Origin of the sequence: Vallitalea maricola (genome assembly GCF_036985595.1) — a bacterium.
Classification (GTDB): domain Bacteria; phylum Bacillota; class Clostridia; order Lachnospirales; family Vallitaleaceae; genus Vallitalea; species Vallitalea maricola.
This window is the reverse complement of the sequence record NZ_BTPU01000020.1, coordinates 12,741-37,546: the sequence shown is the minus strand read 5'-3', so window position 1 is coordinate 37,546 and position 24,806 is coordinate 12,741. Positions and strand designations below refer to the sequence as shown.

Genomic DNA, 24,806 nt, shown 5'->3' with positions numbered 1-24,806 from the left:
TTAAAACCTTATTCCTACTAGTTTTTTGGCAAGTGAATGATGCCGTTTATATTAATATTAAACGATATCATTACACAAATCAATAACATAACTTGAGCAAAAAAGTTGACATTTTTTGATGTCTAAGTTATAGTTAAACTAACCATACAAGCTACTTAAATACTTACTATTATAGTTGAAATTCTAAAAATGTTGTAAAGAGGTGGTAAAATGAATATGCAAGAATTAGATGAATATCTCAAAAAGTATAATTTACGTGAACTTTTTTTAAAAGACTACTTCTTAGCAAAGCAAAATCCCAGAACGTATAAAGAGTTTACTGATAACATAGATCTTAATTTTGTTAAAGAAAATAAAATCATTATCCCAGAATTAAACCTAACTCCTGATTCATCAATGTTTTTAGAGGAGGATATTTTTAATAATGAAGAGTTGAATATTCACGTTATTAAGCATGATCGTTACACTCCTGTCTTTAATCATAAACATTCATTTTTTGAAATACTATATATATATTCAGGTCACTGCATCCAAAATATTATGGGAGATAAAATCACATTAAATGAAGGGGATTTATGTATTCTTTCTCCTGAAGCAGAACACTCTGTAGAAGTCTTTGATGATTCTATTGTAATAAATATTTTAGTAAGAAAAAGTACCTTTGATAGTATTTTTTTGGAAATTCTTGATGATGAAAATATATTATCATCTTTCTTTACAAAAATCTTATATACTAAGAATTATAACAACTATATTATATTTAGGACTAATAACAGTACTACAGTAAGAATGTCTATAAAGCACATTTTTATTGAATCATTAGAAAGGAGAAAATATAGTAATAAAATGTTAAATTACGTTTTATTGATTCTATTTGCTAACTTACTTAGAGGTGAAAAAAACACTGTTGAATTACCAACAGAATTAAGAAAAAGTAATCAAAATCTTTCTGATATTTTAATTTATATTCAAAATAATTATAAAACAGTAACATTGGAAGAACTTTCAAATAAATTTAATTTTACAGTTTCCCATTTAAGTAGACTTATTAAGCTTCACACAGGTCACAACTTTAGAAAAATGATTCAAACCATAAAGCTTAATAAAGCAATTAAGCTCCTTGTTTCTACTGATTTAAAAATCTGTGAGATAAATAAACGTATAGGATATGAAAATACTACACACTTTATCAGAACTTTTAAAAAACAGTACGGGGTTTCTCCAAATCAATATAGGCAAAATTTTGTTAACAAAACTAATTAACAAACCAATTTTTTTATTAGCCATTCGCCAATATTCTGATACTGGCTAAATTGACTAAGCTTACCATATCATTCCATAGGATGGATATGCCTCCCTTTAAATTCCACGTTTTCATATCTGCAACAAAGGTACGCATCAGGATTTTGAGGATAGATCAGTAGAACATTTAAAGTCATTAATCCAAGAGAAGGAATAGCATCAAGTAAAACAAAGTCATAATCTTCTTTCTCTGGTAAATCTTCATCCATAATGACTCTTTCCCTTAAAAGATAGAGTGTAACCTCAAACTTATCTGGACTTTCTATACCAAAACAATCCGTAAGATTAGCTTGATTATCACAATCCAGTAGTAAAACTTTATATCCATGTTCTTTAATCCTTTTGCTAAGTTTCTATATGTTGTACTCGGGTATAAAAAAATAGGACAGCAGTTCGCAACCCCTTTATATTACTGGGTTTCTAACTGTTGTCATATTATATTACCTACTTATTACTACAGCGACTCCACTCCTATACCTGTTTCTGAAGACGCTTATCTTCTTTAAATTTTGCTCTCTTAGGATTCCCTTCCGCCCTCTTAATAGATAGATTATTAATACTATAACTGACAGACCATAGTGTGTCAAATCGTAATTCTTTCTTATACTGACACAAGAAGCCATGTTTTCCTGATGCAATATCAATCCCTAATTCTCCAGTAAATTTTTCTACACTGGCTAGCTTTTGTTCACTGTTTGATATCGTTCTAAAGTACCATACCAATTATCTACAGGCTTATTATCAAAGTTCTTCATTGATTCATGATTAAAGTGATTCGTAGCGACTACAAATCTTTCTTTACCTTCTGGAATTCTTATTGCCGACTGATTAGGACACATTTCAACCACTGCTAACTTTCCTAAGTTATCCGCTAATACAAAACAACTTTGAGGTCATTGAAGGTACGTTCTCAAGCAGTTTAATCGCTTCATCAACATCCTTACATTTTTCCAATAACATTCTAACTGTCCATATGGAAAATCTTACAAGTCAAGTCATTATAATGTATCATAGTTGTATGCACGTTTATTCTATGGATGGATTAATTGTTTTTAGCGATTACATTTTACCAGATAAAGGTACTGTGCAATATTTTTTTTTACAAGAAAACAAAAGTGTTTACAAAACTTTATACCAACTTTATGTGAAAGTTGAATTATTAATTAATCCTTGATCTTTATTTTTTGCAGTTCTTCATACAACAAGTTATCTACATCTACTAATTTATCTAACAAAGCTATGTATTTGGATTCATTTTGGGTTAAGGTTTTTTTAGATAAATAGGTCTTGTCATTATAAACATCAATTCTATTCCATAGTTTGTAACTTTCTTCTAGGTAATTTATTAATTTATCAACTCCTGTGAATTTATCCTTATAAGTTTTAATAAAATTCTTAAAGCTCAACCTTTGAAGTATTGTTGTGGAAACTAACTTTGATAAAAACTGTGGAGCATATTTACCTTTTGTTTCTTCAAGGGAAGTAATAATATAGTGAAAATCCTCTCTAAACATTTTTAAGGCTTTAATATTTTTATAATATTTATGTCCATCATCATTAATGTATATATCTTTATACAGATTCTCCATATTTTTATCAAATGACTCATTAAATGTGATATTATCACCTTTTTTATAACAATCATCCAAATATATAAAAGAACCATCTTCAATATATTGAGATTTTATTGATGCTTTTAATAAATCTAATTTTACAGTTCCTATAAATGAATAGAACTTATCAACAATAAATGCTGTATTGTTATCAAAATCTATATCAATCAATACAAGCATATGACTTGGTGTATGAAACTTCATAATATCTTTAGTTATTTTTTTATATTCTGTATACATATAATAATGATCACATGTAAAAATTACAGGAATACCTTGTAATAGAAAATTCTCATTAATTTTTTCTAAATCTACATCTTCACTACTACAAATTTTCTTTATTTCTATAGGACATATACTATCAGTGCTTTCTTTAATGAATTTAATCTCATCACTTTTGTATACTGAATCGATAGGTCCAACAATAATTAAATCATTATCAGGAGAAATATATTCAACCGGTTTCTTAGGATTGTTAAATTTTAAGAAGAGTTCTTTATTATATAAAAAGTCACAATTAATATATGCTAAAGCTAAAAACAATTTATCATAGTATTCATATATTGCAGAAATGTTCATGCAAAAGCAATTAAACCCGATTTTGTTCTGTCTATCAATTTTATTTTTATTCATTATTTTACCTCTCTTTATAAAATTTAAACTTTTATATAGTTTCTTATCAACTAACCCCCTTAATTTAAAAACACTTATTTTTGCTTTTCGTATCTACTCATGATACCTACATTAACTTATTACAATTCCGAATATTATTTTTTTGTATATGTATTCAGTATAAAGTTGTCAAAAAACATCTTTAATATTTCCACTATAATAATTAGTAACTTGTATGTGTTTATATTATACTACTAAATATTACATGTTTCAATCTTTTAAACTATTTTTAGTTTTTTTATTTGTTATCTAACTAGTAACTTTAAAAATGTTCATCTTTCAGATTATTTCTTTTAAAATGGTACTTTTTTAATTATCTATTCTACCCTTTCTTTAATACTTTTATGGTAAGATGACGGCTCCTCACATAATAGCTGAAAGCCAAATTGACACATAACAAAGGCCCTCTAAAAACTATGAACTTGGAGAGCCGAGTCGTTTGAGCATGAAAATCTCCCACCAATCACACATCATATGCATGATTTAAATAATTCTAATTATTATGCTTTTCAAGAAATTCTATTCTAGTCATTGCAAAGAAATTAAAATGATGATAGAATATAGTTAACCCACTCATATATCAACCATGTCATATAAATAGTAGCGAGGTAAAAGTATGTATGATAATTATATTCATGTATCAGGTGCAAGAGAACGAAATCTAAAAAACATAAATGTTCTGATACCCAAAAAAAAAATTACGGTTTTTACAGGTGTTTCCGGTTCAGGAAAATCATCTTTGGTATTTGATACAATAGCGGCAGAATCGCAAAGACAATTAAATGAAACCTACACCAGTTTTATCCGCCACCGTATGCCACATTACGGAAAACCCGATGTGGATACTATCGAAAATTTATCTGTAGCCTTTATTATCAATCAAAAACGACTAGGGGGTAATGCCCGGTCAACAGTAGGGACAATTACAGATATTTATTCTGTATTACGTTTATTGTTTTCCCGGATTGGAGAACCATTTGTAGGTTATTCAGATGTTTTTTCATTCAACAATCCGGCTGGAATGTGTGAACATTGTGAGGGATTGGGGAAAATTGAAACCATCGATATTGAAAGGCTGTTAGATAAAAATAAATCCTTAAATGAGGGAGCTATCCGTTTTCCAACTTTTAAACCTGGCGGTTGGCGATTAACCCGGTATATTCATTCAGGTTTTTTTGATAATGATAAAAAATTGAAAGACTATTCTGCCGAGGAATTGAAACTGTTGCTTTACACTAACGGAATTAAGATTAAAAATCCCACACCCGAATGGCATAAAACTTCATTATATGAAGGGCTGATTCCACGCATTGAGCGGAGTTTTCTTAAAAAAGAAGATGGCGAAAAGGTCAGATATGGAAAAGAAATTGAGCGTTTCGTTGTAAAACAAGATTGTCCCCACTGTCACGGGACACGTTTGAATGATAAAGTGCTGTCTTGTAAAGTGAACAGTAAAAATATTGCACAATGTGCAGATATGCAGATAAACGAGCTTCTGTATTTTATACAATCCGTTCATGCTCCTGTAGCCGCTACAATTGTTGCGGAGCTTGAGAATCGGATTCAGCACATGGTATCCATTGGGTTAGGCTACTTAAACTTAAGCAGAGAAACCTCTACACTTTCAGGCGGGGAGTCGCAAAGAATTAAAATGGTTAGCCAACTTGGTAGCAGTTTGACTGAACTCACTTACATTTTTGACGAACCGAGTATAGGACTTCACCCGCATGACATAAGCAAAATTAATGAGCTTATGAGGCTGTTACGTGACAAAGGTAACACTGTTCTGATCGTAGAGCATGACCCGGATATGATAAAAATTGCAGACCATATTATTGACATGGGACCGGGTGCAGGAACTTCTGGAGGTGAAGTTGTATATCAAGGAAATTTAGATAGACTGAAAACAGCTGGTACACTCACAGGAAGATATTTATCCTACAGCCCTGAACTAAAAACTGATACACGCCCCCCGAAAGGCTTCCTTTCTATTCACAATGCAGCAATGCATAACTTGAAAAACCTTTCGGTTGATATACCAAAAGGAGTAATGACTGTTGTAACCGGGGTTGCCGGTTCAGGGAAAAGTACGCTTATCAATGGGGTATTGCCACGGTTGTATCCTGAAACTGTTTTTATTGACCAGAAAGGGATTCAAGCGTCAAAGCGTTCCAACATTGCAACTTTTCAGGTATCTTTGACATTATCAGAAAATTATTTGCAAAAAGAAACGGTGTAAGCGCATCCATATTTAGTTTCAATTCACAAGGTGCTTGTCCTGCCTGCAAAGGTTTAGGGGTTACTTATACAGATTTGGCGTTTATGGATACAATTGTTACGGTATGTGAAGAATGTCACGGAAATCGTTATCCTGACGAAGTGCTTGCCTATCAGCTAAGAGGAAAAAATATTGCTGATGTTCTTAAAATGACAGTTACGGAAGCCTTAGAATTTTTTCAGGAAAAAGAAATTGTAACAGTGCTGAAACGGCTTTCGGACGTTGGCATTACGTATGTTTCTTTGGGACAACCACTAAGTACACTTTCAGGTGGTGAGTTACAGCGAATTAAACTTGCTTCCGAACTTGAAAACGGTGGTCAGATTTATGTTTTGGACGAACCCTCAACAGGTTTGCATATGGCTGATATAAAACAGTTGATTGGTGTAATGAATCGCCTTGTGAATCAAAATTCTACTCTAATTGTAATTGAGCATAATTTAGATATTATCTGTCAAGCAGATTGGATTATCGACATAGGCCCCTATGCAGGACAGAACGGCGGTAAAATTATGTTTGCAGGATTGCCAAAAGATTTAATCAATTGTCAAGATTCTTTAACGGGAAAGCACCTAAAAAAGTACATTAATGAAAAATAGGAGGTTGGCTTAATGGCTATAAAAGAATTAGAGAAAAGTTATGTTCCCTTTCAATGCATGATTGTATCAGATTCAAATCGATTCAACGTTGAGGGTGTTTCAACAGCACAATACTATATACTCAATACATTGAATAAGCAGGGTTCGAAAACCACAAAAGAACTTGCTGAAATGAGAGGTATCTCACAATCTGGAATTTCAAAATTGACAAAGCGTTTGCTGGAAAAACAGTATATTATTCAGGAGAGGCAGGTTAATGACCGCCGTTCTTACAATCTTGTGCTTACTAAAGAGGGTAAAGCCTTTTTGAATCGTGTTGAGGACTTTGGAAATGAAATTATGAACCTAATTGAAGAAGCATTGACAGAAGAAGAAATACACACTTTTTCAATGATGTGCAAAAGGATTACGAACTTATACGCAAAAAAGCAATAAACATACTTAGTAGAATACAAGAATGTAATTTGTAGATATGAATGAAAGTGAGGGAATTTCACTATCTCCTAAAATTACACTATTCTACTTATTTTGATACACTATTTTACCACCCAACTTAAAAGCATTCTTTGGACACCTATTAACGCATCTCATACAACTTTCACATAGATTATGGTTTATTTCAATTTTACCTGTACTATCAGAAATAGCTTTCACAGGGCAATTCTTCTTGCATATACCACACATGATACATAAATTATGATCTATTGTTAGTTTTTGACTTTGTTTTGTCCAAATGCTTCTATCTTTTGATATTGACCTCATGGCATCTGACAGTATTGGAACACGATTCCATCTAGTCTTACCTGCTATTAAATTTTTGGCAAAATCACTAGCGGTCTTCACTGCTTCAACATTCTTTTTTTGATCAGCCTCAACTTTTTTACTATTCCTTTGCATACTGCTTGACATCTTTATCTCAATTGCGCCAACACAATGATAACCTTTTTTAGTCAGTATTTTCTTCATGGGTCCTACAACACCACCTGAAAAAGATTCTAAAGTATCGACCATAAAAATTTTTTGCTTTGTTACTTCGGGTAAATTGTTGACAAAATTCCAAACTAAGGGAAACGTCGATTGAATGGCTACTGGAAATAATAACCCAATATAGGTATAGAGTTCATCATTCTTTTCTAAGGAATCTTCCATATTTCTAAGACTACACTCATAACCATTTTCATTAAATACTGTTTGGATATGTTTTGCAATTTTCAGAGTATTCCCTGAACCTGTAAAATAATACATGCATACTTTTTTCATCTATAGAACTCCTTTATCAATATAATCTCTACTAATTCTAAGTATAATCCCTCTAATGGCTTAAGTATTGTAAAAAATCATCAACTTATGACAGCTCTTTAAGCATATATTTTAGTGTTATCTCAGATACACTCCCTAATTCTTTAGGAGACTTCAACGTATACTTTTTGCATGATTTTATAAAATGGGATTGATCATAAAAAAAAGATTTAGGGTCTTCAGATATGATACTTTGCTTAAAGCGTATAATATCGCTGTACGCCTTTGGTGTTAATCCAAAGTATTTTTTAAATAATCTTTCGATAGAGCTTATTGAATAACCAAACGTTTTAGCCATATCTCTAATATCTATATTTCCTTTCCTCTTTTCAATAAAGGTTATCATTGAATCGAGCAATTTGATTTTTGTATCTTTGCAAACATAGTTTAAGAATAAAGATTCAATACTGTCAAAACCATTAATCTCTTTTTCATTATGAATTTTTTTTGCAATTTCTACTAACGCTGACATTAAACTATGGTCAGTTAAGCTATTGCAGTCAACGATGGTATTTAGGCATAAACTGTGTGATGTTCCAAAAAACATCAGAAAAGCAGAAGGTCTAAACGCAATGCCAAGCTGCCTTATATGATGACCATCATACCTCACTTCAATAGGGTTCTTAAACTGCCCAAACAATGCATAATCCGGTGCAGAAAATTCATGCTCATCAACAACTAGCTTATAACTGTCACCGAGATTGAAAACAATATGTATTTGACCTGTTGGCATAATAATATCTGACATAACTGTGACAGCTTCATCAATATACCAAAGTTCATCAATATAAGCCATAAGGGGTTCTATGGGTTTTCTTTGTTTAATCATATGATCACCTACTTATTATAGAATCATCAGAATCTGCTGTTCGTATGATGGTGTCAAGTTAGGACAACATGAATATTTGAATAATATAATATGTTTCCATATAAGCTCTACCATGTGTAAACGACAGGAGTATTTTATTGATTCTATTTCCAGATATTCCCTTGTGGAATTATTTTCATAAGGCATATCGCATCACCCATTTTTATACTTTTTAGTAGCTCTACATCTACCTTACACTCAAAAGCTTTTTCAAAAAGGACTTTACTATACCCAGTCGTACATTGACACCAGGTATCGGTATCTAGTCTATCTACATCCACAAGCATTGGACATGGGCAAAAAGAAAATTGCAAATAAAGCTCCCCATTTTCACAAAACAGTCCAGCTGCTTTTGCTTTGTCCAAATTTCCGAACTCCTCCATATTTGACGATAATTCTACCAGTTCTTTCACCAGCTTTAATTTTTCGTCCATTCCATATCCGCACTGACAGTGTCTTCTAATCTCACTAACAGCCGACTTATCAAAATGATTTTCTAATCTCTTCATTGTAGACTTTACCCATGTGGGATTATCCTCCGTTGCAGCCAACTCATCTTTTCCATATACTATTTTTTTTGCTGTTTCATCATTTCTTGCACTTTTAACTGACCTATAGATTACCTGTTCCTGAATTTTCCTTATATCAAACATATTGAAACCCTCCATTTTCCGCTTTTACAGAGCTTTAAATTCTGAATTTAATTTATACTTAATCCAGTACTATAGTTTATTGCAATGATCTGTATATATCGTTTGTTTCTATTACTTTTAAAAACACAAAACAGACTCCTTTCAAATCGATTATATCCCTGTGACATTTCTCATTATAGTAGGATGTCTGTTTTATTACTTCTGAATTCTTGCTCTATTTAATCGGTATGCATAAGTCCACTACAACATGCTTGTTTTGGGTATCAATGTCTCGATAAATGTCCAATCCATATCTTTTATCCATTTCATAACCGCTGTCTGCCAGCCAAATATTAAATACACCTTGAAAAACGGCAAAAATATCTTGTACCAAGCCATCAAAGCGATAAACTGCAAATTTACCTCCTTTAATCGTTATAACATTATCCAGCGAACAATTATTATCAACTGTCATGCATATATCATATAAGCATTGCTCAACGCTTGTAATGGATGGATCATCATAGAACCTTTCAATCAAAAGCGTATCTTCCTTAAAATAATCTTTATATTTTTCTTTGAATTTACACCAATTCTTCCCCAACTCAATATAATTTCCAATATGTCTTTCGTGAATAACTACGAAATCATCCAGTTCCATTATTGTAATCTGTTGAGCATATTCCTCAAATGATTGAAACCAGGCAATCTTTTCCGAGCAAAAAGGATCAGGTACATCTGTTATATTCATGGCTTTTCGAAATTCCCCAGGAGAAATATTATAGTGCTTCTTAAATGCTGAACTATAATTTGATGAACTGTATCCAAAATCAACTCCAATATCTGTAATGGATTTATCTTTTTCAAGCTTGAGCCTTAAAGCACTTTGTTCCATTTTTAAACGTTTGATAAAGGCATAGATACTTTCTCCTGTTTCTGCTTTAAAAACTCTGCTAAAGTGATATTTTGACAAATGACAATAATCTGCAACATCTTCAATCGAAATCTCCTCGTCTAAATGTCGTATGATATAATCAATACTTTTATTTACCAATTCTTTTGTAATCATATTACATAACTCCTCTTGCTTTCTACAATTATTATACAATAAAGATAATATAATCAACAAGAAATTATGATGCCATATCCATTTGTGTAATTATTATCTTTATAATACAATAACAAACGAACCCTGGCATATACTTGTCAGTATTTTAAAATTAAATACATTAAATTTTCTACGATATTTTTTATGTATTCAGGTATTCCAATAATGATATCTTCGTTTTTAGCAAATTAAAAAAGAGTCTATTTAAAGAATCTTTTTTATTTACTCATTATAACTTTAATCTTTCTGTTTGTTATTTTGCAAATTAATTAATTTCCGAATTGAATTTTCAAAGCACCCAATTAATCCTATTACTATACCTACTATTAGAAGAACAATACTCAAATAGTACGGAAATGTAAGACCTAATTCTTTCATAGCCGATATAAATTTACGATGAGTCATCCAGCTATCTAAATTCATACATTGTATCGAAGTTGGAATATAAATAATTCCAATAAGCATTACTCCAGCCAGTGTTAATATTCCCCCAAAAACAACTTTTTTCATAAATACCTCCATATTAATAATTTTTATTTTAAATATATACAACCAAAATCTATTTGTTTCTGTAGTAATAACTCACCTATTTTAAATCTTGATTCCATTACCCCTGTATATCCTTGATTTTTATAATAGTTTTCTAGGAAACCAATTAAATACAACCAAGAGTTAGTGGAACTAATATTAATAATTCTTCTATATCCATAATGCTAGTCATTCCTTTAGTATCTTCAAGATAAATTATAACATATTTTTCCATAAATGCCTATCAATATAACAGATAATTTCATAATACTCAAGAAAAAAGAACTATCTAATGCCCTAGATTTACCAAAACAAAAAACTATTACCATTAACACAACATCAAATGCTTTTTCTGGACTTATAGCTTTTAATGTCTTATCTTTATCTATTAACCTATTAAGTCCATCTTGGGGGTTCTATCCATAGGAATACACAAAATCGTCACTTTTATGTATTCCCAAGGACTTTTTTGATGTATAATCTTCCCCAACTATCAAACCTTGAAAGCAAAAGTTACTGAATAAGGATTCCTTAATACCTGATTCATCAACCTTGCCTATGATGACTTTATCAATAACATTTTTTAAATTTTTGATTATGTAAATTAATATAATAATCATAACTGCCATGATTTGATTCTTTGCTATCTAAAATCTTCTTAAATCGTTTAGATTCATCTAATCAAGTTAAAAACCCCAGAGCAAGCTAAGAGATTAGCCCTTTGGTTTTTTACAGATATACTTAGATTTTTAGAACCAATTAGGTTACTATTTACACCTTGGTACCGTGAGGTGTTTTCTGACCATTCTTATTTTTTTGCATGCTTGCCAGTTCGCTATCTAGCCATATTTCTAATTCCTGACTTATATCAAGTAATGATTCATTCAAAGAAAAACGAAACCCTTCACAACCTTTTTGGCAATTGCCATGACCGCTGCCCTTTTTTCTATCACATCCATATCCTTTAGATATTTTTTCCTGTAAAAACTCCGGGAATTTCTCGATCACATCAGCATATTTTGAGGTATTTTTTGTTTTAAATATGATACGGTAACCGTTATGCAACGATGTCGAAAATCTCCATATTGCTTTGCCTTTATACGAGTAAATAAAATGAACACAGAACATCCCTAATTCTACATTACATTTCATTCCCGAATCAAGATAATGTTGATGTAATTTTAAGACTAGTTCTTGCAAAGGAGCAGACAACGGATAGACAAAGTCTTTCAAAATAGAGGCGACTTCCGTATCCTCGTTTTTCAACAATCGCATCGGAGTAAAATATCGTCATTTTTACGGGATGATAGTTCATTTTGGGCAATCCCCAAAACCTTCCAACCTGTTAGCATAATCGGATAATCAGGATATGTAATTTCTACTGCTTCAATTTTTGATATATCAGTTTTTTTCATACTCAAGTCAATACCATCAAAATCAATACCGCATTCAGTCAGAAATCGCATGCTTTTAATCATTTGCGGAACAGAAATTTTTGCAGTTGAATTTTTATTAAGAGATCTTTTAACGCTAAGTAATTCCCAGCCATTAACCAACAGTGAATCACCTTTCTCGGATAATATACCGTGCTGACCTATGTTTATTAATATACTCTTAATGTTGTTTAAGAATGGAAACTCTACCGTCAAAGTTGTTTCGTCTGAAAACTTTTTCTTGCCTTTTTTAGGTACGTCACATATAGTGTTGTCAGAGATTAAACAATCGCAAAATCGATATAGGAAATCTCTGAAAGCAAGTACGCCGTTTCGGATGTCCTCTTCATCTGAAATGTTTCTAAACATAGAATTGATTGTATATCTTTCAGGAATATTCACTGGTATTAGTTGTTTCAAGAATTTTGCCATGTCCCCCATTGTTTTTTGCATAAGAAAATCTCCTTATTTTATTTTTCCTTAAATTGGATTATAGGCATTGCCCCGCCGATATTAAATTCATTCATTCTTTTCCTCGTATAATAAGTTTATGGCTTAATAAATCAAGCTGTAAGATCTTCATTTTACCACTTTATTAATAAAATCAATTTCATACTTCTGATCACCGTATTTTTTTTCATTGTCAATAATGGTACCTTCTGTGAGGGTGATACGCAGAACGATTGAGTTCGGATTGTCCTCGTCTCCAACCTCATCGAACCAGCCGAAGATTTTTTTGAACTCCGCTCTGATTTTCGCATTCTTCTCGTCCTTGACCCAACCGAGATTTTCAGCCATGCCCTGGAAAGCATAATCATCCAACCCGCTGACGGAAACTTCGTTGTTCTTCTCAATTTGCAAGGTTTTATTTTTTCTTGCGTCCGTGGAAACATAAAATACACCGTCTTCATAATAAGCGCAAACCATGCGGACAGCTGGACGGGGATTACCAGCAGCGTTCGCAGATAATGATATTGTCGCAAGGGCAATAATTACTTCTTTACCGTTTCCGCAACGCTCTTCCATTAGTTTAATTGCATCGTCGTATTTGCTCATTTTTAAATTCCTCCAATATTATTATTTTTACTTTATAGTAAATCAAGCTGTAAAATTCTACATTTTTCCATTCTAGAAAATTGCAAAAACTAAGTGTGTCTTCAAAACCTTGCCACCTTTATTTTACATTTTAGCGTATTCGTACTTTATTGTCAAAAGCATACTTTGCTCATCTTTATATCTCTTTTAGATTAATAATTTTTCTGTAAAAACAAAAGAGATAGGCATCTGATTTTGTAATCAAATCCTATCTCTTTCACTCTCTTACACAATACCTATGAGTCAGAGATACTGTGCGGAGATATGTTCCTTTTTAGTTATATCAATAGTACTTATCAAATTCACATTCTATTTAGCGCACATTTTAAAAGTTATTCTAATACAATTAATTCAAATAATTTTATACTCCTTTATAATCACGATGGCACAAGGCCCCTACTACATCTTGATATGGCTCAGGCATATAAATAGCATGAACATCTGATGTCTGTTTCAAAAAATGAAACCACAAGTCCTGTAACATAAAGAGTCCATGCAAGATAAGAAAAAAACAGTGCAATGCTTTGAACCCAATTCATCTCAAATAAGTCAACTCCCATATTTACCCATCTGAGCAAAAAATCCCATATGAACTCCTTCAAGCACAACACAATAGCATCATTAATAAAAGATATTTACTTCGCTACATACCTAATATAGTCCAGTCAATACTTGCGTAAAGGCAGTGGTTTTGCTTTTAGATATGGTATAATAAAATTAACTTAGCAAAAATAGTCGAGAAATATTCTTCTTTCCATGCTACGATAAAAGCTCAAAGGAGGTTAAATAATGGAGGAACAAATATCTGCTGTTAGGTGTATGCAGGATTATATTGAGAATCATTTATCTGAAAATATTTCCCTATCTGAATTGGCAAGTGTATCACACTTTTCTCCTTGGCATTCGTATAGACTATTTACTCAATTCTTGAGTACAACACCTGCTGATTATATCAGACGGCTACGGCTATCCAAATCCGCACTAAAGCTACGAGATGAAAACTGCAAGATTATTGAGGTTGCTTTAGAATTTGGGTTCGGTAGTGTAGACGGATATCAACGAGCTTTTTTGCGTGAGTTTGGGTGCAACCCAAAGGAATATGCAAAAGCACCGATACCTCTCTATCTTTTCACTCCTTATAAAGCAAATCATTCAAAAGCAAGAAAGGAGAATTTCATGAATAACACTAAAACTGTTTTTATCCAATTAATTGAGAAACCTGCTCGTAAAGTAATTATAAAGCGTGGTCAAACCGCAACCGATTATTTTGCTTATTGTGAAGAAGTCGGCTGTGATGTTTGGGGTTTGCTTACCAGTATTAAATCCATTAGCGGTGAGCCTGTCTGTTTGTGGTTGCCACCTGTCTATCAAAAACCACACACCTCAGAATATGTGCAAGGGGTCGAGGTGTTTTGCGATTACGACGGCATTGTTCCAGATGGGTTTGATATGATTACATTACCATCGGCAAAATATTTGATGTTCCAAGGTGAGCCATTTAATGAAGAAGACTATTGTGAAGCAATTTCCGAGGTTCAGGGTTCTGCTCGCAGATATGATCCCTCTATTATTGGTTACTGTTGGGACAACACAAATCCTCGGATTCAGCTTGAGCCTATAGGAACAAGAGGATATATTGAGTTGCATCCTGTTAGCGAGGTGGTTGGCAAATGAAACAACTCATGAAGATGATTTGCAAAGAGCGACCTGTAGGGATTGTTGACAATGCCAACGTGCACCGTTTGTTTTATTGAAATATTTTAATATATCATATTGTATTATATCTTATCTCTCTTTAAATTAACACCTTTAAAGGAAATTGTTAATTTAATTGAACTATATCGTATTTTATTATAACCTTTTTATTGGTGGCAAAAAGGTGGCAATATTTTATTTGCCACCTTAATATTTACTAATCAGTGCTTTGTACATTTTAAATAACTTTACATTTTTTATACCATATCATATAATTTACTAATTTATATTATATATTTTTGTTTCATCTATGTAATGATCAATTCTAAAATAAACTATCGCATAATCCCATGAATAACTTGTTCTAAATTCTTTATAAAAAGAAAGACTATGAGCCCCCCCTATCATGTAATCTATTTGTGTGTTACTACTGTCAAAGAAGTTAATTTGAGCCATAAAATGTCTGAAATATCCATCCGTACTGCTCATTTCAACAACTATATTACCATTATTCCAAGAAGCACCATAAATTACTGAATCATCATATGTTACTGAAGCCTTCGTATTACTTGTGATACACAAACACAATATACAAGTTACCATACTAATAGAAAATAATTTTTTTAACATTTTTTCTCCTCCTATTTATAATATTAATAATAAGCATTACTATGTGATATAAAGTTTATGTATATGCTTATTATTTATAATATTATAACAAATAGAGGCAAATGACATTTGCAACAAAAAATTATGTAAATAAAGTTTTATAATAAATAATTTCATTTTATTAATTTTGCTCTTAAATTTTAATATTAACATTCATATACTAAAAATCTATTTAAGATAGCTTTAACGTACAAAATATAACTCTATTCTTAATGCTGTTGATATCCAATATATTAACTTATCACAAGTTGGAAATTGCTTTATTAACTCGCAGCCTTTTTCAAAAGCTTTTTGATAGCCAGAGGTTTTTGATATATGCACAACTTCTTCTACAAAATTGTCCACTTTTTCATCTGTTAATTCTTCATTGAATGCTAATAAAGTATTAACATCAATTTTTAATAATCTTGCAAGTGGTGCTAACAGTGTTATATCTGGATAAGACATTTCCTTCTCTCATTTGTTTACTGCTGGTGCACTTATATTTAAATGATTTGCAACTTGTTCTTGTGTAAGATTTTCCTTTTTTCGATAATATCTAATAATTTCACTTATTTTCATAAGTTGATTCCTCCCTTTACTTTTAAACTCAATTTATGTCTATCTTTATTAATTAAATGATACCAAAGATATATAACTCAAACAAGTGAGGTATTCTCATGTTTTGCTCAAAAAAATTAACCATTGGTTAATTTTTTTGAGGAAAACTAAACATTTTTTTTATAATTTTAAAACATATTTCAATAATTATCAACACTGTTATGTGTTCCTTACCAAATATCTTTTTAATATTAAGTTATTTATGCTTTGTATTTAACAGTCAGTACTAAATAGACACTAAAAAATCCTGAATTCTCATTTGAATGAATTCAGGATTATTTACTACCCATTTTAGATTTTGCAAACAAAAAACTTACTATTGACTAACGTGTTTACACATACGAGATCATATAGCAAATCTTATTTCTATACTCCTTTTTAGGTCTTTTTCGACGTAATTTTGGCTGTTTTTAGTAAAAAAATAAAAATCACAAAACAGCTGAAACACTAGTAAAATTAAGGGTTGCGACGACATATGATAGTATCAAGTTAGGACAAATAATTTATGAAACACTCTTTACAAATACTTACTTTATATTTTTAATCCACATTAGTTTATTAATAACGTTTTAAGATTTTTCTTTCTTTTTCCTCACAATACATTTCTATCATTAATTCTATCTCGCCTAAATCAACTGCATCTTTATTTATATTATGAATAATTAACTAAGCTCTCAGTAATATCTTTTCTTATTGGGTTTTCATGTGAGCTTAAATGCTTATTATCGGAAAGCATCTTTATTAAATAATTTTGTTAAGGCGCATAGATGCTCTGTAGCCAAAACAATATTTTTTTTATTTCCTTTGGGTAGCTATTTGTTTTTTAGCTATATATTACCAGTTTTTAATGTGTTTGGATTTCATGCTCTAAAAAGGATTGGATATATGGATTGTTTTCTTCACTGAGAGTCGGCACGAACGCCATATAACGACATTTTTGGTAATATTCATTGTCCATTAAAAAATCATATCCCATCACACATTTGGGGTTACAGTCATCTGGATTTATCAATCGTTTACATACAGAAGCTTTTTTGATTTCCTTTTTCATTTTATCGGGCAAGGTATTTAGAAAATCTGCATATTGTCCAATATGTTCAGGATAAATGCGTATTTTCATTCCTGTTTTTCTAGATATAAAAGTAGCGATTGTTCTTTTGTTTTTGCTTAAAATATAGGAGACAACAAATCCACTTTTGGCTGTTTTTATTACGCATTTACAGTCGTTTAGTGTAAGAAAGTCATTGATTTCAATAACAAATTTTTGGTAACGACTATCTACTGTATCAAGAAATGCATTAAATTGTTCACTCAATTATATTTCACCTCTTTGTTATTTCTAAATATTTATACTTCTTAATTATTTTTTCTCCACAGGTATCCATACTTCATACTTTGCATTCTGCGAATCAGCGTTTAAGTAAACTTCAATATCTGGAGCATTGGCATATTCATACCCAGAAGTAGGAAGCCATTCCGTAACTATACGCTGCTCTAACTCTTGGATAGATTGGTTCGTTCCACCACCGGAAAATACAGCCCATGTAGAAGCAGGAACGATATATTCTTCCAAAGTATCATTAATCGGTCTTGTACTTGCAACGGCAATAAAATATTTCCATTCTTCCTCATCATTGCAGGCACTCACCCCTAACAATCCTGAAGGCTGACCGTCCATCATGGCAGCCAATTTCGGGATAGTTCCGTCTATAGCAGCCTTTTGCCACATTTGCGGCACAATCTCAAAGTTCTTTTCAATTTCTTTGTGTAGCGGCTGTGCCACACCAATAATGCGAAAAGCTTCTTTCTTTTCAATTCTGTAATTCATTTCATCTGCTCCTTTAATTGTAATTTTGAAGCTAATAGGTGGGTATGCTCTTAATACAATTCCTCCCTCTTTTACAAGGGAGGGGGCAACCCCATGAATATTTTGAAAAGCCCTATTAAATGCTGTAGGTGAAGTGTAACCATATTTCAAAGCTACATCAATAATTTTTTTCTCACTGTCCTGTAATTCCACTGCCGCCAGAGACATACGCCTACGGCGTATGTACTCTGAAAGAGGCACATTTGCCATATAAGCAAACATTCTTTGAAAGTGATATGTAGTGCAGCAAGCTACTTTGGCTACCTTTTCATAATTAATCTCCTCTACGATGTGTTCTTCAATATAGTTAATTGCTTTATTTAACCTTTCAATCCATTCCATAAAACCAGCTCCTTATGATAATATAATATTTTTCAGATAGTTTGTCCTCTCTTTTCATGCACAAATTAACGAGCATGAATTTTCAAAAGGGGGGATTAGCAATTTATATTTGCTTTCCTTGCTTGTTTGCACAACTTTTTAACATCTAAATTATATTCTTTTCCCTCCTTGATAAAATGTGAGCCACATTGCCTAAATTCAAAATGCACATTTTTACGGACACATTGCCCTCTAATGTCAAGTACCCAATCATAGTTAAGCGGTCGTGCATTTTTATCAGACTCACCACCTACTACAACTAATTCTACTTTATTCAAATACTTTTCTATATCTACTTTTTCAATTAAAGGTTGGCAGATAATATTTTTATGTTTGATTGGCAAAGTAGAAAACAAGGAAAGTAGATAATCTGCCTTATCTTGATTTTCAATTGTGCAACCTACGGTCACATTGTCATATCCGTCTCTCCAATCCTCTGGAATGCATTTCATAAACCGTTCAATTCTTTTAGTTAGAAAAATAAAGTGCAAATCAGAACGCTCCTTTATCATTGCCCAGCATTCCTGACGCCAAGAATCGGCTTCTTCAATGAGAAAGTCGGTAGAAAAACACAGAAATACAATCTGTCCTGCTTTAATTTTATATTCTCCAGATTTATTTTTTACAATAGGAACATCAAATTTGTCTGTCCGAACAATAAGATTTGTATCTATATTTCTTTTACTATCTCCTTTGTGGATATAACAATATTTACAGCCCTCGCTATATTTGTGGCAGCCCCGCCACGGATTCCACATAGCCATGTATACACCTCCTCGTGACTATTTTTCTATATTTTTGATTTTGTATCGTCCGTCCTCCGGCTTCTTTGTATCTTTGAGTATAAGCCACATACGGAAATACGGTTTTCCTCGCAGAACTTTTGTATTCGTCTTTCAGATACACCGAAAGCTTCCTGAACAGAAATAAATCCATGTGTGACCTCCTTTGCTTGCGTACAAATAATATTATATGCAGTCATCCAAATAATAGCAATGCCTATTGTAACTTTATTCGAATAAAACAGGAACTGTCAAAACATTCCTCTTTACCTACACGAACTGTACAATGGTGATGAAGGCGAACTGTCAGTGGCGGATATTCTTAAGGATTTAGGACTACCACTAAACAATAGGTACAATAACACCAAACTGCTTGAACTCTCAACCATTTCATCTAATCTTTCACCTTCATATCACTTGAATGGGTGATTTTCAAATTCAACTATTTGTTCTATTTTAAGTGTATCTTCATTTGAATTAATTATAATTTTTATTGAATTCCTCTTCATAATCTTCTATGATCTCGTCAATGATTGTTTTAAGAATATATTCTCTACTCATTGCTGATACAAATTTAATCTGAATATCTGATAGAAGTATACTAGCGGGTAATACATCCACATCTTCTCTTGTAATGATGTATTCCTCTTTCTTTGGGTAGATCTTCATCCATGATAATTCTTTCCATTAGATGATATAGGGTAATCTCTAGCTTATCCGATCTTTCAATACCAAAACAATCTGTAAGATTAGCTATTAGCTTGATTATCGTAGTCAACCGTAAGAACCTTATACTCCATATTTTTTAATGCTATTGCTAAGTTTCTTCATGTTGTGCTCTTTGCTGTACCACCTTTCTGGCTGGCTATTGCTATTACTTTACACATTTTATAAACTCCTTTCATGACTAACTTTTCATTTTTCCTGCAAACTAAAAAGACAGAATTTGATCGCTACAATCAAATCCTATCTTATATTTATTACTATTATTTTATTTTCAACATGTCTACTTTTCATAGTCACGCAATGCAATGCAAATTTTAAATTCGCCAATAGGCACTTCACTCTTAAAATCCCGCCCATTTTTCACAAACTTAAAATCCTTCAAAGCCCTTGTAAATACAGCTATTTCATAGATTCTTTCCTTTGTATTCCTACAACGACCTCCACATGCACTGTATGCGGAAACATATCCACACACCTAACCCTCTCAACCTTATACCCTTTACTCAAAAACACTTCCAAATCCCTAACCAAAGAAGTTGGCTTACAACTAACATAAACAATCTGCTCCACACCATAATCAATAATCTTATCAAGAGCCTTAGGATGAATTCCATCTCTTGGTGGATCTAACACAATGATATCCGGCTTGTCCTTAAGCTCATCAATAACCTTCAGCACATCCCCAGCTATGAACTTACAATTATTAAGTCCATTCAACTTAGCATTTTCCTTAGCCGCTTCCACAGCTTCCTCAACAATCTCAACCCCCACAGCTTTTTTTGCAACAGGCGCTAACATCTGAGTAATAGTTCCCGTACCACTATAAAGATCAAAAATAACCTTATCCCTAGTCTCACCAACATAATCCCTTACTACAGAATACAATTTCTCTGCACCTAGAGAATTGGTCTGAAAAAACGAAAAGGATGAAATACGAAATTCTAATCCAAGCAACTTCTCAACAAAATAATCCCTGCCATACAACTTTTTAATCTCGTCCACCTTAACTGCATCCGCTAGATTATCATTAATAGTATGCATTATAGATACTATTTCCCCATCCAGATTACAATTATTCAACTCACCAACCCATTCACCAAGGTCAAAATCCATCTGAGAAGAAGTAACCAGATTAACAAGAATCTCTTGTGTATTAACAGCTTTCCTTACTACCAGATATCTAAGGTAACCTTCATGTGTTCTCTTATAATAATAAGGTATATTCCTCTTAGAAAAATAATCAAGAGTAGTCTTAAGTATCACATTAAAATCATCACTAACTATCTTACAATCATCAACTGTAACAATATCATACAATGACGCTTTTCTATGCATACCTAATGCAAGAGGTCCATCCTTGTACTCATCACCAAAACTATACTCCATCTTATTACGGTAATTAAACTCCATAGGACTCTTAGTTATACCTTCATATTCATAATGGGTACCTAATGTATCTAATAACTCTAGAACCTGTGATTCCTTTAGTTTCAATTGCTCTTCATATGGTAAAGACTGATATAAACATCCTCCGCATTTACCAAATACTTTACATGGAGCGTCACCTTCCATAGGTGACTTTTCTAATATATCTAATGCTCTAGCTACTATTTTATTCTTTCTTTTCTTAGTAACTACAGCTTTTATTTTCTGTCCTGGTATTACATTTTTGACAATAACTTTCTCTGAATCTATATTTATAATTCCCTTATTAGGAAATTCAACTTTCTCAACAATACCTTCAATAATATCTTTCTTCTTCATATAAGTCTCCTCAATAGTACCGTTATAATAATAATTACAGTATTTAATTACCGTTAACTCTTTATTGCTTAAAAATAGCGGAGAATATTCTCCGCTGTAAATCTTACTATTCTTCAGATTGTGACTCTTCTACTGGTTCGTCTGCGCTGTAATTGTCACTTTCTTCATAATCCATATCTTCAAAATCTTCATCTTCGAATTCCTCAAATTCCTCGAAATCCTCTTCGTCTTCAAATTCTTCGAATTCATTTGGGGCTAGCAACTTGTATAATGCAAAAGCTCCTGCGGCAACTGTAACTACACCAAGTACCACCCAAACCCATGTCTTGCTTTTATGTTCTTTCTCTTCCTTATCATTGCCTTTAAACTTCTTTAGCAAGTCGTTTACCTGCATCATATTAAGGAACTCTTCTTTATTAAATTTCTCAATCATACTTACACCAACCCTTCTTTTGAATATTTTGTATAATTATACCATTATTCTTTGCATTTTTAAACCAATTTTATTCTTATTTTTATTAAAATTTTATTAATCTAATAATATTTTAAGCTTTTTTAAGATTTGCTAGTCTAGCCATGAGTTTTTTTACACCAGCACTTGGAAAATTAACTGTAACTTCGTAATCTGCTCCTCCTGGTTGTATAGCAAGTACCTCACCTATACCAAATTTCATATGTTTAACTAAATCCCCTACTTCATAGTTTAGGGTAAAGTTTCCAGGAGCTGGCATCTTATTTGCATTCTTTTTAACCACATATGGATTGGACTTCAAGAAACTATGAGCATTTTTTCTGAAACTAGTTTTCTCATTAGGCATGTCCTGTACTGGTTTTGTGTACTCTAGATCAAATAATTTATTATTAATCTCCTTAATGAATCTTGATACTTGATTATATTGAGTCATACCTCTAATCATTCTAGAATTAGCACCTAAGAGATATAGTTTCTGTTTAGCTCTTGTAATACCTACATAACATAATCTTCTTTCTTCTTCAATATCCTCTTGTTGTCCTGAAGATATGCTCATATAGCTAGGGAACAAACCGTCTTCCATACCAGAAATGAAAACGCAAGGGAATTCTAAGCCTTTAGCGCTATGCATAGTCATAAGAACAACAACATTTGTCTCTTCATTATAGTTATCTATATCAGCTATAAGGGCTACTTCCTCCAAGAAACCATTTAAGGTTGGTTCCTCTTCGTTGTTTTCATATTCAGTTAACTTGGAAATCAATTCTCCAATATTGTCAATTCTTCCATGTGCCTCATCAGTACCTTCCGCTTCAAGCTCTTTGACATAACCTGTCCTCTCAATAACTTCATTGGTTAAATCAACTAGACTCATGGTTGCCATCTCAACTCTTAATACTTTAATAAAATGGGTAAATGCTCCCACTTTCTTAGATGAACGTGTCATATTTGGTATCTGGCTCACTTCACAAAGTGCGTCGAAGAAATTCACATCATTATTATATGCATAATTTTCTACTTTATTAATTGTTGTTGTACCAATTCCTCTTCTTGGAACATTTATTATTCTTTTTACAGCAATATCATCTGTACTGTTATTTATAGTTTTAAGATATGCTAAGATATCTTTTATTTCTCTTCTTTGATAGAAAGATGTACCACCCACAATTTTATAAGGTATATTGTTAAGTATGAATCTTTCTTCAATAACACGTGATTGAGCATTGGTTCTATATAGGATTGCATAATCCTTAAAATCTCTGCCTTCTGATTCAATGCCTTTTATTATCTCACCAGCCATGAATTCTGCTTCAGCTTGTTCATTTTGAAGGCATCTATAATTAATCAAATCTCCTGATTCATTATCTGTATAGAGAGTCTTATTTTTTCTGCCATAGTTATTACTGATTACTTGATTAGCAGCTTCTAGAATGTTTTTAGAAGAACGATAATTTTGCTCAAGTTTTATAACTTCAGCATTTCTAAAATCTTTTTCAAAATCAAGTATGTTACTAATATCAGCACCACGGAATCTATAGATAGACTGATCATCGTCACCAACAACGCATAGATTTTTATATCTGCTTGCTAGTAAACCTACAAAAATATATTGCACATGGTTGGTATCTTGATATTCATCTACCATTATGTATCTAAACTTATCTTGATAATATGATAATACATCTGGGCAAAGCCTGAAAACTTCAACTGTCTTTACTAATAGATCATCAAAGTCAAGAGCATTGTTTTTCTTAAGCCTATCTTGATACATTGTATATACTTTTGATACTACTTGATCCCTGTATTCATAAGCTTGTTTTTCAAACTTCTTAGGAGTAAGTAACTTATCTTTCGCAGAACTTATACTGCTTAGAATACTATTTTCTTTGAACTGCTTAGGGTCAACATTAAGCTGTTTCATGCAGTCACGGATTAATTTTTTCTGGTCATCAGTATCATATATAGTAAAATATCGGTCATATCCTATTTTATCAATATGACGTCTTAGTATCTTAACACATGTGGAGTGGAATGTACTTACCCATATATCCTCACTTCCAGAGCCAACAAGGCTGTCTACTCTTTCTCTCATTTCTTTAGCTGCTTTGTTGGTAAAAGTGATCGCAAGAATATTCCAAGGAGCTACTTTCTTCTCTTCTATGAGATAAGCTATTCTATGTGTTAATACTCTTGTTTTTCCTGATCCTGCTCCAGCTAATATAAGCAAGGGGCCCTCTGTATGTAATACCGCTTTTTTCTGGTCCTTATTCAAAGAGTCATATTTTTTATCCATATCTATTACCACCTATAGTAGAGTTTTTCATATACATAATATAATATCATATCGAACATAAATTCGCTAGAGCAAAATAGGACTATTTCAAAGTATTTGCGTCTCAATATAATACACTTAATTTAACAAA

General features: G+C 32.1%; 31 protein-coding genes. 6 read left to right on the top strand and 25 right to left on the bottom strand.

Translation table 11 applies throughout. The features are described from left to right. Nucleotides 1–216 precede the first annotated feature (216 nt). On the top strand, nt 217–1,263 hold the full coding sequence (locus AACQ14_RS06645; RefSeq protein WP_339362791.1) for an AraC family transcriptional regulator: 1,047 nt from the start codon (nt 217–219) through the stop codon (nt 1,261–1,263). Nucleotides 1,264–1,331: 68 nt separating this feature from the next. Here AACQ14_RS06645 and AACQ14_RS06640 read toward each other — a convergent pair whose 3' ends face one another. From AACQ14_RS06640 to AACQ14_RS06625, 5 genes are all read right to left on the bottom strand, one after another. Further along, nucleotides 1,332–1,511 (bottom strand): ParA family protein, encoded by a 180-nt coding sequence (locus AACQ14_RS06640; RefSeq protein WP_339362790.1) that lies wholly within the window; start codon nt 1,509–1,511, stop codon nt 1,332–1,334. A 262-nt stretch (nt 1,512–1,773) separates the two neighbouring features. After that, nucleotides 1,774–2,025 carry a hypothetical protein gene (locus AACQ14_RS06635; protein WP_339362788.1) on the bottom strand — a complete coding sequence of 84 codons (252 nt, stop codon included), beginning with the start codon at nt 2,023–2,025 and terminating at the stop codon, nt 1,774–1,776. After that, entirely contained in the window at nt 1,980–2,141 is a 162-nt protein-coding gene (locus AACQ14_RS06630) for a hypothetical protein (RefSeq protein WP_339362875.1), read from the bottom strand. Before AACQ14_RS06630 ends, AACQ14_RS06635 begins: the two co-directional genes overlap by 46 nt. Before the next feature lie 25 nt (nt 2,142–2,166). Next, entirely contained in the window at nt 2,167–2,262 is a 96-nt protein-coding gene (locus AACQ14_RS24740; protein ID WP_353514014.1) for a hypothetical protein, read from the bottom strand. 203 nt (nt 2,263–2,465) lie between these two features. Next, the gene (locus AACQ14_RS06625; RefSeq protein ID WP_339362787.1) at nt 2,466–3,548 is read right to left on the bottom strand and encodes a cysteine peptidase family C39 domain-containing protein; all 1,083 of its coding nucleotides are present in this window, start codon (nt 3,546–3,548) and stop codon (nt 2,466–2,468) included. Nucleotides 3,549–4,203: 655 nt separating this feature from the next. On the opposite strand from AACQ14_RS06625, the gene AACQ14_RS06620 reads away from it, so the two are divergent. The 3 genes from AACQ14_RS06620 to AACQ14_RS06615 all read left to right on the top strand — a co-directional run bounded on the left by AACQ14_RS06620 (nt 4,204) and on the right by AACQ14_RS06615 (nt 6,899). Continuing rightward, entirely contained in the window at nt 4,204–5,826 is a 1,623-nt protein-coding gene (locus tag AACQ14_RS06620; RefSeq protein ID WP_353514013.1) for an excinuclease ABC subunit UvrA, read from the top strand. A gap of 83 nt (nt 5,827–5,909) precedes the next feature. Beyond that, complete coding sequence (locus AACQ14_RS24735; RefSeq protein ID WP_353514012.1) at nt 5,910–6,464, top strand: ATP-binding cassette domain-containing protein; 555 nt, start codon at nt 5,910–5,912, stop codon at nt 6,462–6,464. A 12-nt stretch (nt 6,465–6,476) separates the two neighbouring features. Beyond that, on the top strand, nt 6,477–6,899 hold the full coding sequence (locus AACQ14_RS06615) for a MarR family winged helix-turn-helix transcriptional regulator (RefSeq protein WP_339362786.1): 423 nt from the start codon (nt 6,477–6,479) through the stop codon (nt 6,897–6,899). Nucleotides 6,900–6,983: 84 nt separating this feature from the next. On the opposite strand, the gene AACQ14_RS06610 is transcribed toward AACQ14_RS06615, so the two are convergent. From AACQ14_RS06610 to AACQ14_RS06590, 5 genes are all read right to left on the bottom strand, one after another. Continuing rightward, complete coding sequence (locus AACQ14_RS06610; RefSeq protein WP_339362785.1) at nt 6,984–7,724, bottom strand: EFR1 family ferrodoxin; 741 nt, start codon at nt 7,722–7,724, stop codon at nt 6,984–6,986. An 85-nt stretch (nt 7,725–7,809) separates the two neighbouring features. Beyond that, nucleotides 7,810–8,592 (bottom strand): DUF6597 domain-containing transcriptional factor, encoded by a 783-nt coding sequence (locus tag AACQ14_RS06605; RefSeq protein WP_339362784.1) that lies wholly within the window; start codon nt 8,590–8,592, stop codon nt 7,810–7,812. Between the two features lie 143 nt (nt 8,593–8,735). Further along, nucleotides 8,736–9,299, bottom strand: a complete 564-nt coding sequence (locus AACQ14_RS06600; protein ID WP_339362783.1) for a DUF6144 family protein — start codon at nt 9,297–9,299, stop codon at nt 8,736–8,738. Between the two features lie 199 nt (nt 9,300–9,498). Further along, nucleotides 9,499–10,371, bottom strand: coding sequence for an AraC family transcriptional regulator (locus AACQ14_RS06595; protein WP_339362782.1), 873 nt, complete (start codon nt 10,369–10,371; stop codon nt 9,499–9,501). A gap of 237 nt (nt 10,372–10,608) precedes the next feature. Continuing rightward, complete coding sequence (locus tag AACQ14_RS06590) at nt 10,609–10,881, bottom strand: hypothetical protein (RefSeq protein WP_339362781.1); 273 nt, start codon at nt 10,879–10,881, stop codon at nt 10,609–10,611. 255 nt (nt 10,882–11,136) lie between these two features. On the opposite strand from AACQ14_RS06590, the gene AACQ14_RS06585 reads away from it, so the two are divergent. Then, nucleotides 11,137–11,325, top strand: a complete 189-nt coding sequence (locus AACQ14_RS06585) for a hypothetical protein (RefSeq protein WP_339362780.1) — start codon at nt 11,137–11,139, stop codon at nt 11,323–11,325. On the opposite strand, the gene AACQ14_RS06580 is transcribed toward AACQ14_RS06585, so the two are convergent. The 5 genes from AACQ14_RS06580 to AACQ14_RS06560 form a co-directional block, all read right to left on the bottom strand. Continuing rightward, nucleotides 11,316–11,528, bottom strand: a complete 213-nt coding sequence (locus tag AACQ14_RS06580) for a hypothetical protein (protein ID WP_339362779.1) — start codon at nt 11,526–11,528, stop codon at nt 11,316–11,318. The two genes, AACQ14_RS06585 and AACQ14_RS06580, sit on opposite strands and share 10 nt — an antisense overlap. A 142-nt stretch (nt 11,529–11,670) precedes the next feature. Beyond that, complete coding sequence (locus tag AACQ14_RS06575) at nt 11,671–12,165, bottom strand: hypothetical protein (RefSeq protein ID WP_339362778.1); 495 nt, start codon at nt 12,163–12,165, stop codon at nt 11,671–11,673. Beyond that, nucleotides 12,162–12,764, bottom strand: a complete 603-nt coding sequence (locus tag AACQ14_RS06570; protein ID WP_339362777.1) for a hypothetical protein — start codon at nt 12,762–12,764, stop codon at nt 12,162–12,164. Before AACQ14_RS06570 ends, AACQ14_RS06575 begins: the two co-directional genes overlap by 4 nt. 147 nt (nt 12,765–12,911) lie before the next feature. Next, entirely contained in the window at nt 12,912–13,388 is a 477-nt protein-coding gene (locus tag AACQ14_RS06565; RefSeq protein ID WP_339362776.1) for a pyridoxamine 5'-phosphate oxidase family protein, read from the bottom strand. A 455-nt stretch (nt 13,389–13,843) separates the two neighbouring features. Then, the gene (locus AACQ14_RS06560; protein WP_459112796.1) at nt 13,844–13,987 is read right to left on the bottom strand and encodes a conjugal transfer protein TrbL family protein; all 144 of its coding nucleotides are present in this window, start codon (nt 13,985–13,987) and stop codon (nt 13,844–13,846) included. A gap of 229 nt (nt 13,988–14,216) precedes the next feature. Between AACQ14_RS06560 and AACQ14_RS06555 the strand changes: the two genes are divergently transcribed. After that, nucleotides 14,217–15,101 (top strand): helix-turn-helix transcriptional regulator, encoded by an 885-nt coding sequence (locus tag AACQ14_RS06555; protein WP_339362774.1) that lies wholly within the window; start codon nt 14,217–14,219, stop codon nt 15,099–15,101. Between the two features lie 300 nt (nt 15,102–15,401). Here the strand turns inward: AACQ14_RS06555 and AACQ14_RS06550 are convergent, their stop codons facing one another. The 10 genes from AACQ14_RS06550 to pcrA form a co-directional block, all read right to left on the bottom strand. Continuing rightward, entirely contained in the window at nt 15,402–15,752 is a 351-nt protein-coding gene (locus tag AACQ14_RS06550; protein ID WP_339362773.1) for a hypothetical protein, read from the bottom strand. Nucleotides 15,753–15,974: 222 nt separating this feature from the next. After that, complete coding sequence (locus AACQ14_RS06545) at nt 15,975–16,238, bottom strand: hypothetical protein (RefSeq protein WP_339362772.1); 264 nt, start codon at nt 16,236–16,238, stop codon at nt 15,975–15,977. 9 nt (nt 16,239–16,247) lie between these two features. Beyond that, nucleotides 16,248–16,352 carry a helix-turn-helix transcriptional regulator gene (locus AACQ14_RS06540; protein WP_339362771.1) on the bottom strand — a complete coding sequence of 35 codons (105 nt, stop codon included), beginning with the start codon at nt 16,350–16,352 and terminating at the stop codon, nt 16,248–16,250. An 883-nt stretch (nt 16,353–17,235) separates the two neighbouring features. Beyond that, a complete protein-coding gene (locus AACQ14_RS06535) occupies nt 17,236–17,706 on the bottom strand; it encodes a hypothetical protein (RefSeq protein ID WP_339362770.1) in 471 nt (156 codons plus the stop codon). A gap of 45 nt (nt 17,707–17,751) precedes the next feature. Next, nucleotides 17,752–18,600, bottom strand: coding sequence for an AraC family transcriptional regulator (locus AACQ14_RS06530; protein WP_339362769.1), 849 nt, complete (start codon nt 18,598–18,600; stop codon nt 17,752–17,754). A gap of 95 nt (nt 18,601–18,695) precedes the next feature. Beyond that, a complete protein-coding gene (locus tag AACQ14_RS06525) occupies nt 18,696–19,403 on the bottom strand; it encodes a DUF5131 family protein (protein WP_339362768.1) in 708 nt (235 codons plus the stop codon). Nucleotides 19,404–19,898: 495 nt separating this feature from the next. Further along, nucleotides 19,899–20,090, bottom strand: a complete 192-nt coding sequence (locus AACQ14_RS06515) for a P-loop NTPase family protein (RefSeq protein ID WP_339362767.1) — start codon at nt 20,088–20,090, stop codon at nt 19,899–19,901. Nucleotides 20,091–20,546: 456 nt separating this feature from the next. After that, nucleotides 20,547–21,911, bottom strand: coding sequence for a 23S rRNA (uracil(1939)-C(5))-methyltransferase RlmD (rlmD, locus tag AACQ14_RS06510; protein WP_339362766.1), 1,365 nt, complete (start codon nt 21,909–21,911; stop codon nt 20,547–20,549). A gap of 106 nt (nt 21,912–22,017) precedes the next feature. Continuing rightward, nucleotides 22,018–22,308 carry a hypothetical protein gene (locus AACQ14_RS06505; protein WP_339362765.1) on the bottom strand — a complete coding sequence of 97 codons (291 nt, stop codon included), beginning with the start codon at nt 22,306–22,308 and terminating at the stop codon, nt 22,018–22,020. Nucleotides 22,309–22,456: 148 nt separating this feature from the next. Continuing rightward, nucleotides 22,457–24,676 (bottom strand): DNA helicase PcrA, encoded by a 2,220-nt coding sequence (gene pcrA / locus AACQ14_RS06500; protein ID WP_339362764.1) that lies wholly within the window; start codon nt 24,674–24,676, stop codon nt 22,457–22,459. Between the last annotated feature and the right edge of the window lie 130 nt (nt 24,677–24,806).

Coding starts and splice junctions, on each gene's coding strand:
- AACQ14_RS06610 (WP_339362785.1), bottom strand. CDS start 7,724: ATGAAAAAAGTATGCATGTATTATTTTACAGGTTCAGGGAATACTCTG.
- AACQ14_RS06540 (WP_339362771.1), bottom strand. CDS start 16,352: ATGAAAATAAGTGAAATTATTAGATATTATCGAAAAAAGGAAAATCTT.
- AACQ14_RS06565 (WP_339362776.1), bottom strand. CDS start 13,388: ATGAGCAAATACGACGATGCAATTAAACTAATGGAAGAGCGTTGCGGA.
- AACQ14_RS06515 (WP_339362767.1), bottom strand. CDS start 20,090: ATGAAGATCTACCCAAAGAAAGAGGAATACATCATTACAAGAGAAGAT.
- pcrA (WP_339362764.1), bottom strand. CDS start 24,676: ATGGATAAAAAATATGACTCTTTGAATAAGGACCAGAAAAAAGCGGTA.
- AACQ14_RS06550 (WP_339362773.1), bottom strand. CDS start 15,752: ATGTTAAAAAAATTATTTTCTATTAGTATGGTAACTTGTATATTGTGT.
- AACQ14_RS24735 (WP_353514012.1), top strand. CDS start 5,910: ATGGATACAATTGTTACGGTATGTGAAGAATGTCACGGAAATCGTTAT.
- AACQ14_RS06545 (WP_339362772.1), bottom strand. CDS start 16,238: ATGTCTTATCCAGATATAACACTGTTAGCACCACTTGCAAGATTATTA.
- AACQ14_RS06585 (WP_339362780.1), top strand. CDS start 11,137: ATGCCTATCAATATAACAGATAATTTCATAATACTCAAGAAAAAAGAA.
- AACQ14_RS06505 (WP_339362765.1), bottom strand. CDS start 22,308: ATGATGCAGGTAAACGACTTGCTAAAGAAGTTTAAAGGCAATGATAAG.
- AACQ14_RS06570 (WP_339362777.1), bottom strand. CDS start 12,764: ATGGCAAAATTCTTGAAACAACTAATACCAGTGAATATTCCTGAAAGA.
- AACQ14_RS06560 (WP_459112796.1), bottom strand. CDS start 13,987: ATGGGAGTTGACTTATTTGAGATGAATTGGGTTCAAAGCATTGCACTG.
- AACQ14_RS06600 (WP_339362783.1), bottom strand. CDS start 9,299: ATGGAGGGTTTCAATATGTTTGATATAAGGAAAATTCAGGAACAGGTA.
- AACQ14_RS06580 (WP_339362779.1), bottom strand. CDS start 11,528: ATGGCAGTTATGATTATTATATTAATTTACATAATCAAAAATTTAAAA.
- AACQ14_RS06630 (WP_339362875.1), bottom strand. CDS start 2,141: ATGTGTCCTAATCAGTCGGCAATAAGAATTCCAGAAGGTAAAGAAAGA.
- AACQ14_RS06615 (WP_339362786.1), top strand. CDS start 6,477: ATGGCTATAAAAGAATTAGAGAAAAGTTATGTTCCCTTTCAATGCATG.
- AACQ14_RS24740 (WP_353514014.1), bottom strand. CDS start 2,262: ATGTTATTGGAAAAATGTAAGGATGTTGATGAAGCGATTAAACTGCTT.
- AACQ14_RS06620 (WP_353514013.1), top strand. CDS start 4,204: ATGTATGATAATTATATTCATGTATCAGGTGCAAGAGAACGAAATCTA.
- AACQ14_RS06605 (WP_339362784.1), bottom strand. CDS start 8,592: ATGATTAAACAAAGAAAACCCATAGAACCCCTTATGGCTTATATTGAT.
- AACQ14_RS06525 (WP_339362768.1), bottom strand. CDS start 19,403: ATGGCTATGTGGAATCCGTGGCGGGGCTGCCACAAATATAGCGAGGGC.
- AACQ14_RS06625 (WP_339362787.1), bottom strand. CDS start 3,548: ATGAATAAAAATAAAATTGATAGACAGAACAAAATCGGGTTTAATTGC.
- AACQ14_RS06555 (WP_339362774.1), top strand. CDS start 14,217: ATGGAGGAACAAATATCTGCTGTTAGGTGTATGCAGGATTATATTGAG.
- AACQ14_RS06645 (WP_339362791.1), top strand. CDS start 217: ATGCAAGAATTAGATGAATATCTCAAAAAGTATAATTTACGTGAACTT.
- AACQ14_RS06590 (WP_339362781.1), bottom strand. CDS start 10,881: ATGAAAAAAGTTGTTTTTGGGGGAATATTAACACTGGCTGGAGTAATG.
- AACQ14_RS06640 (WP_339362790.1), bottom strand. CDS start 1,511: ATGGATGAAGATTTACCAGAGAAAGAAGATTATGACTTTGTTTTACTT.
- rlmD (WP_339362766.1), bottom strand. CDS start 21,911: ATGAAGAAGAAAGATATTATTGAAGGTATTGTTGAGAAAGTTGAATTT.
- AACQ14_RS06530 (WP_339362769.1), bottom strand. CDS start 18,600: ATGGAATGGATTGAAAGGTTAAATAAAGCAATTAACTATATTGAAGAA.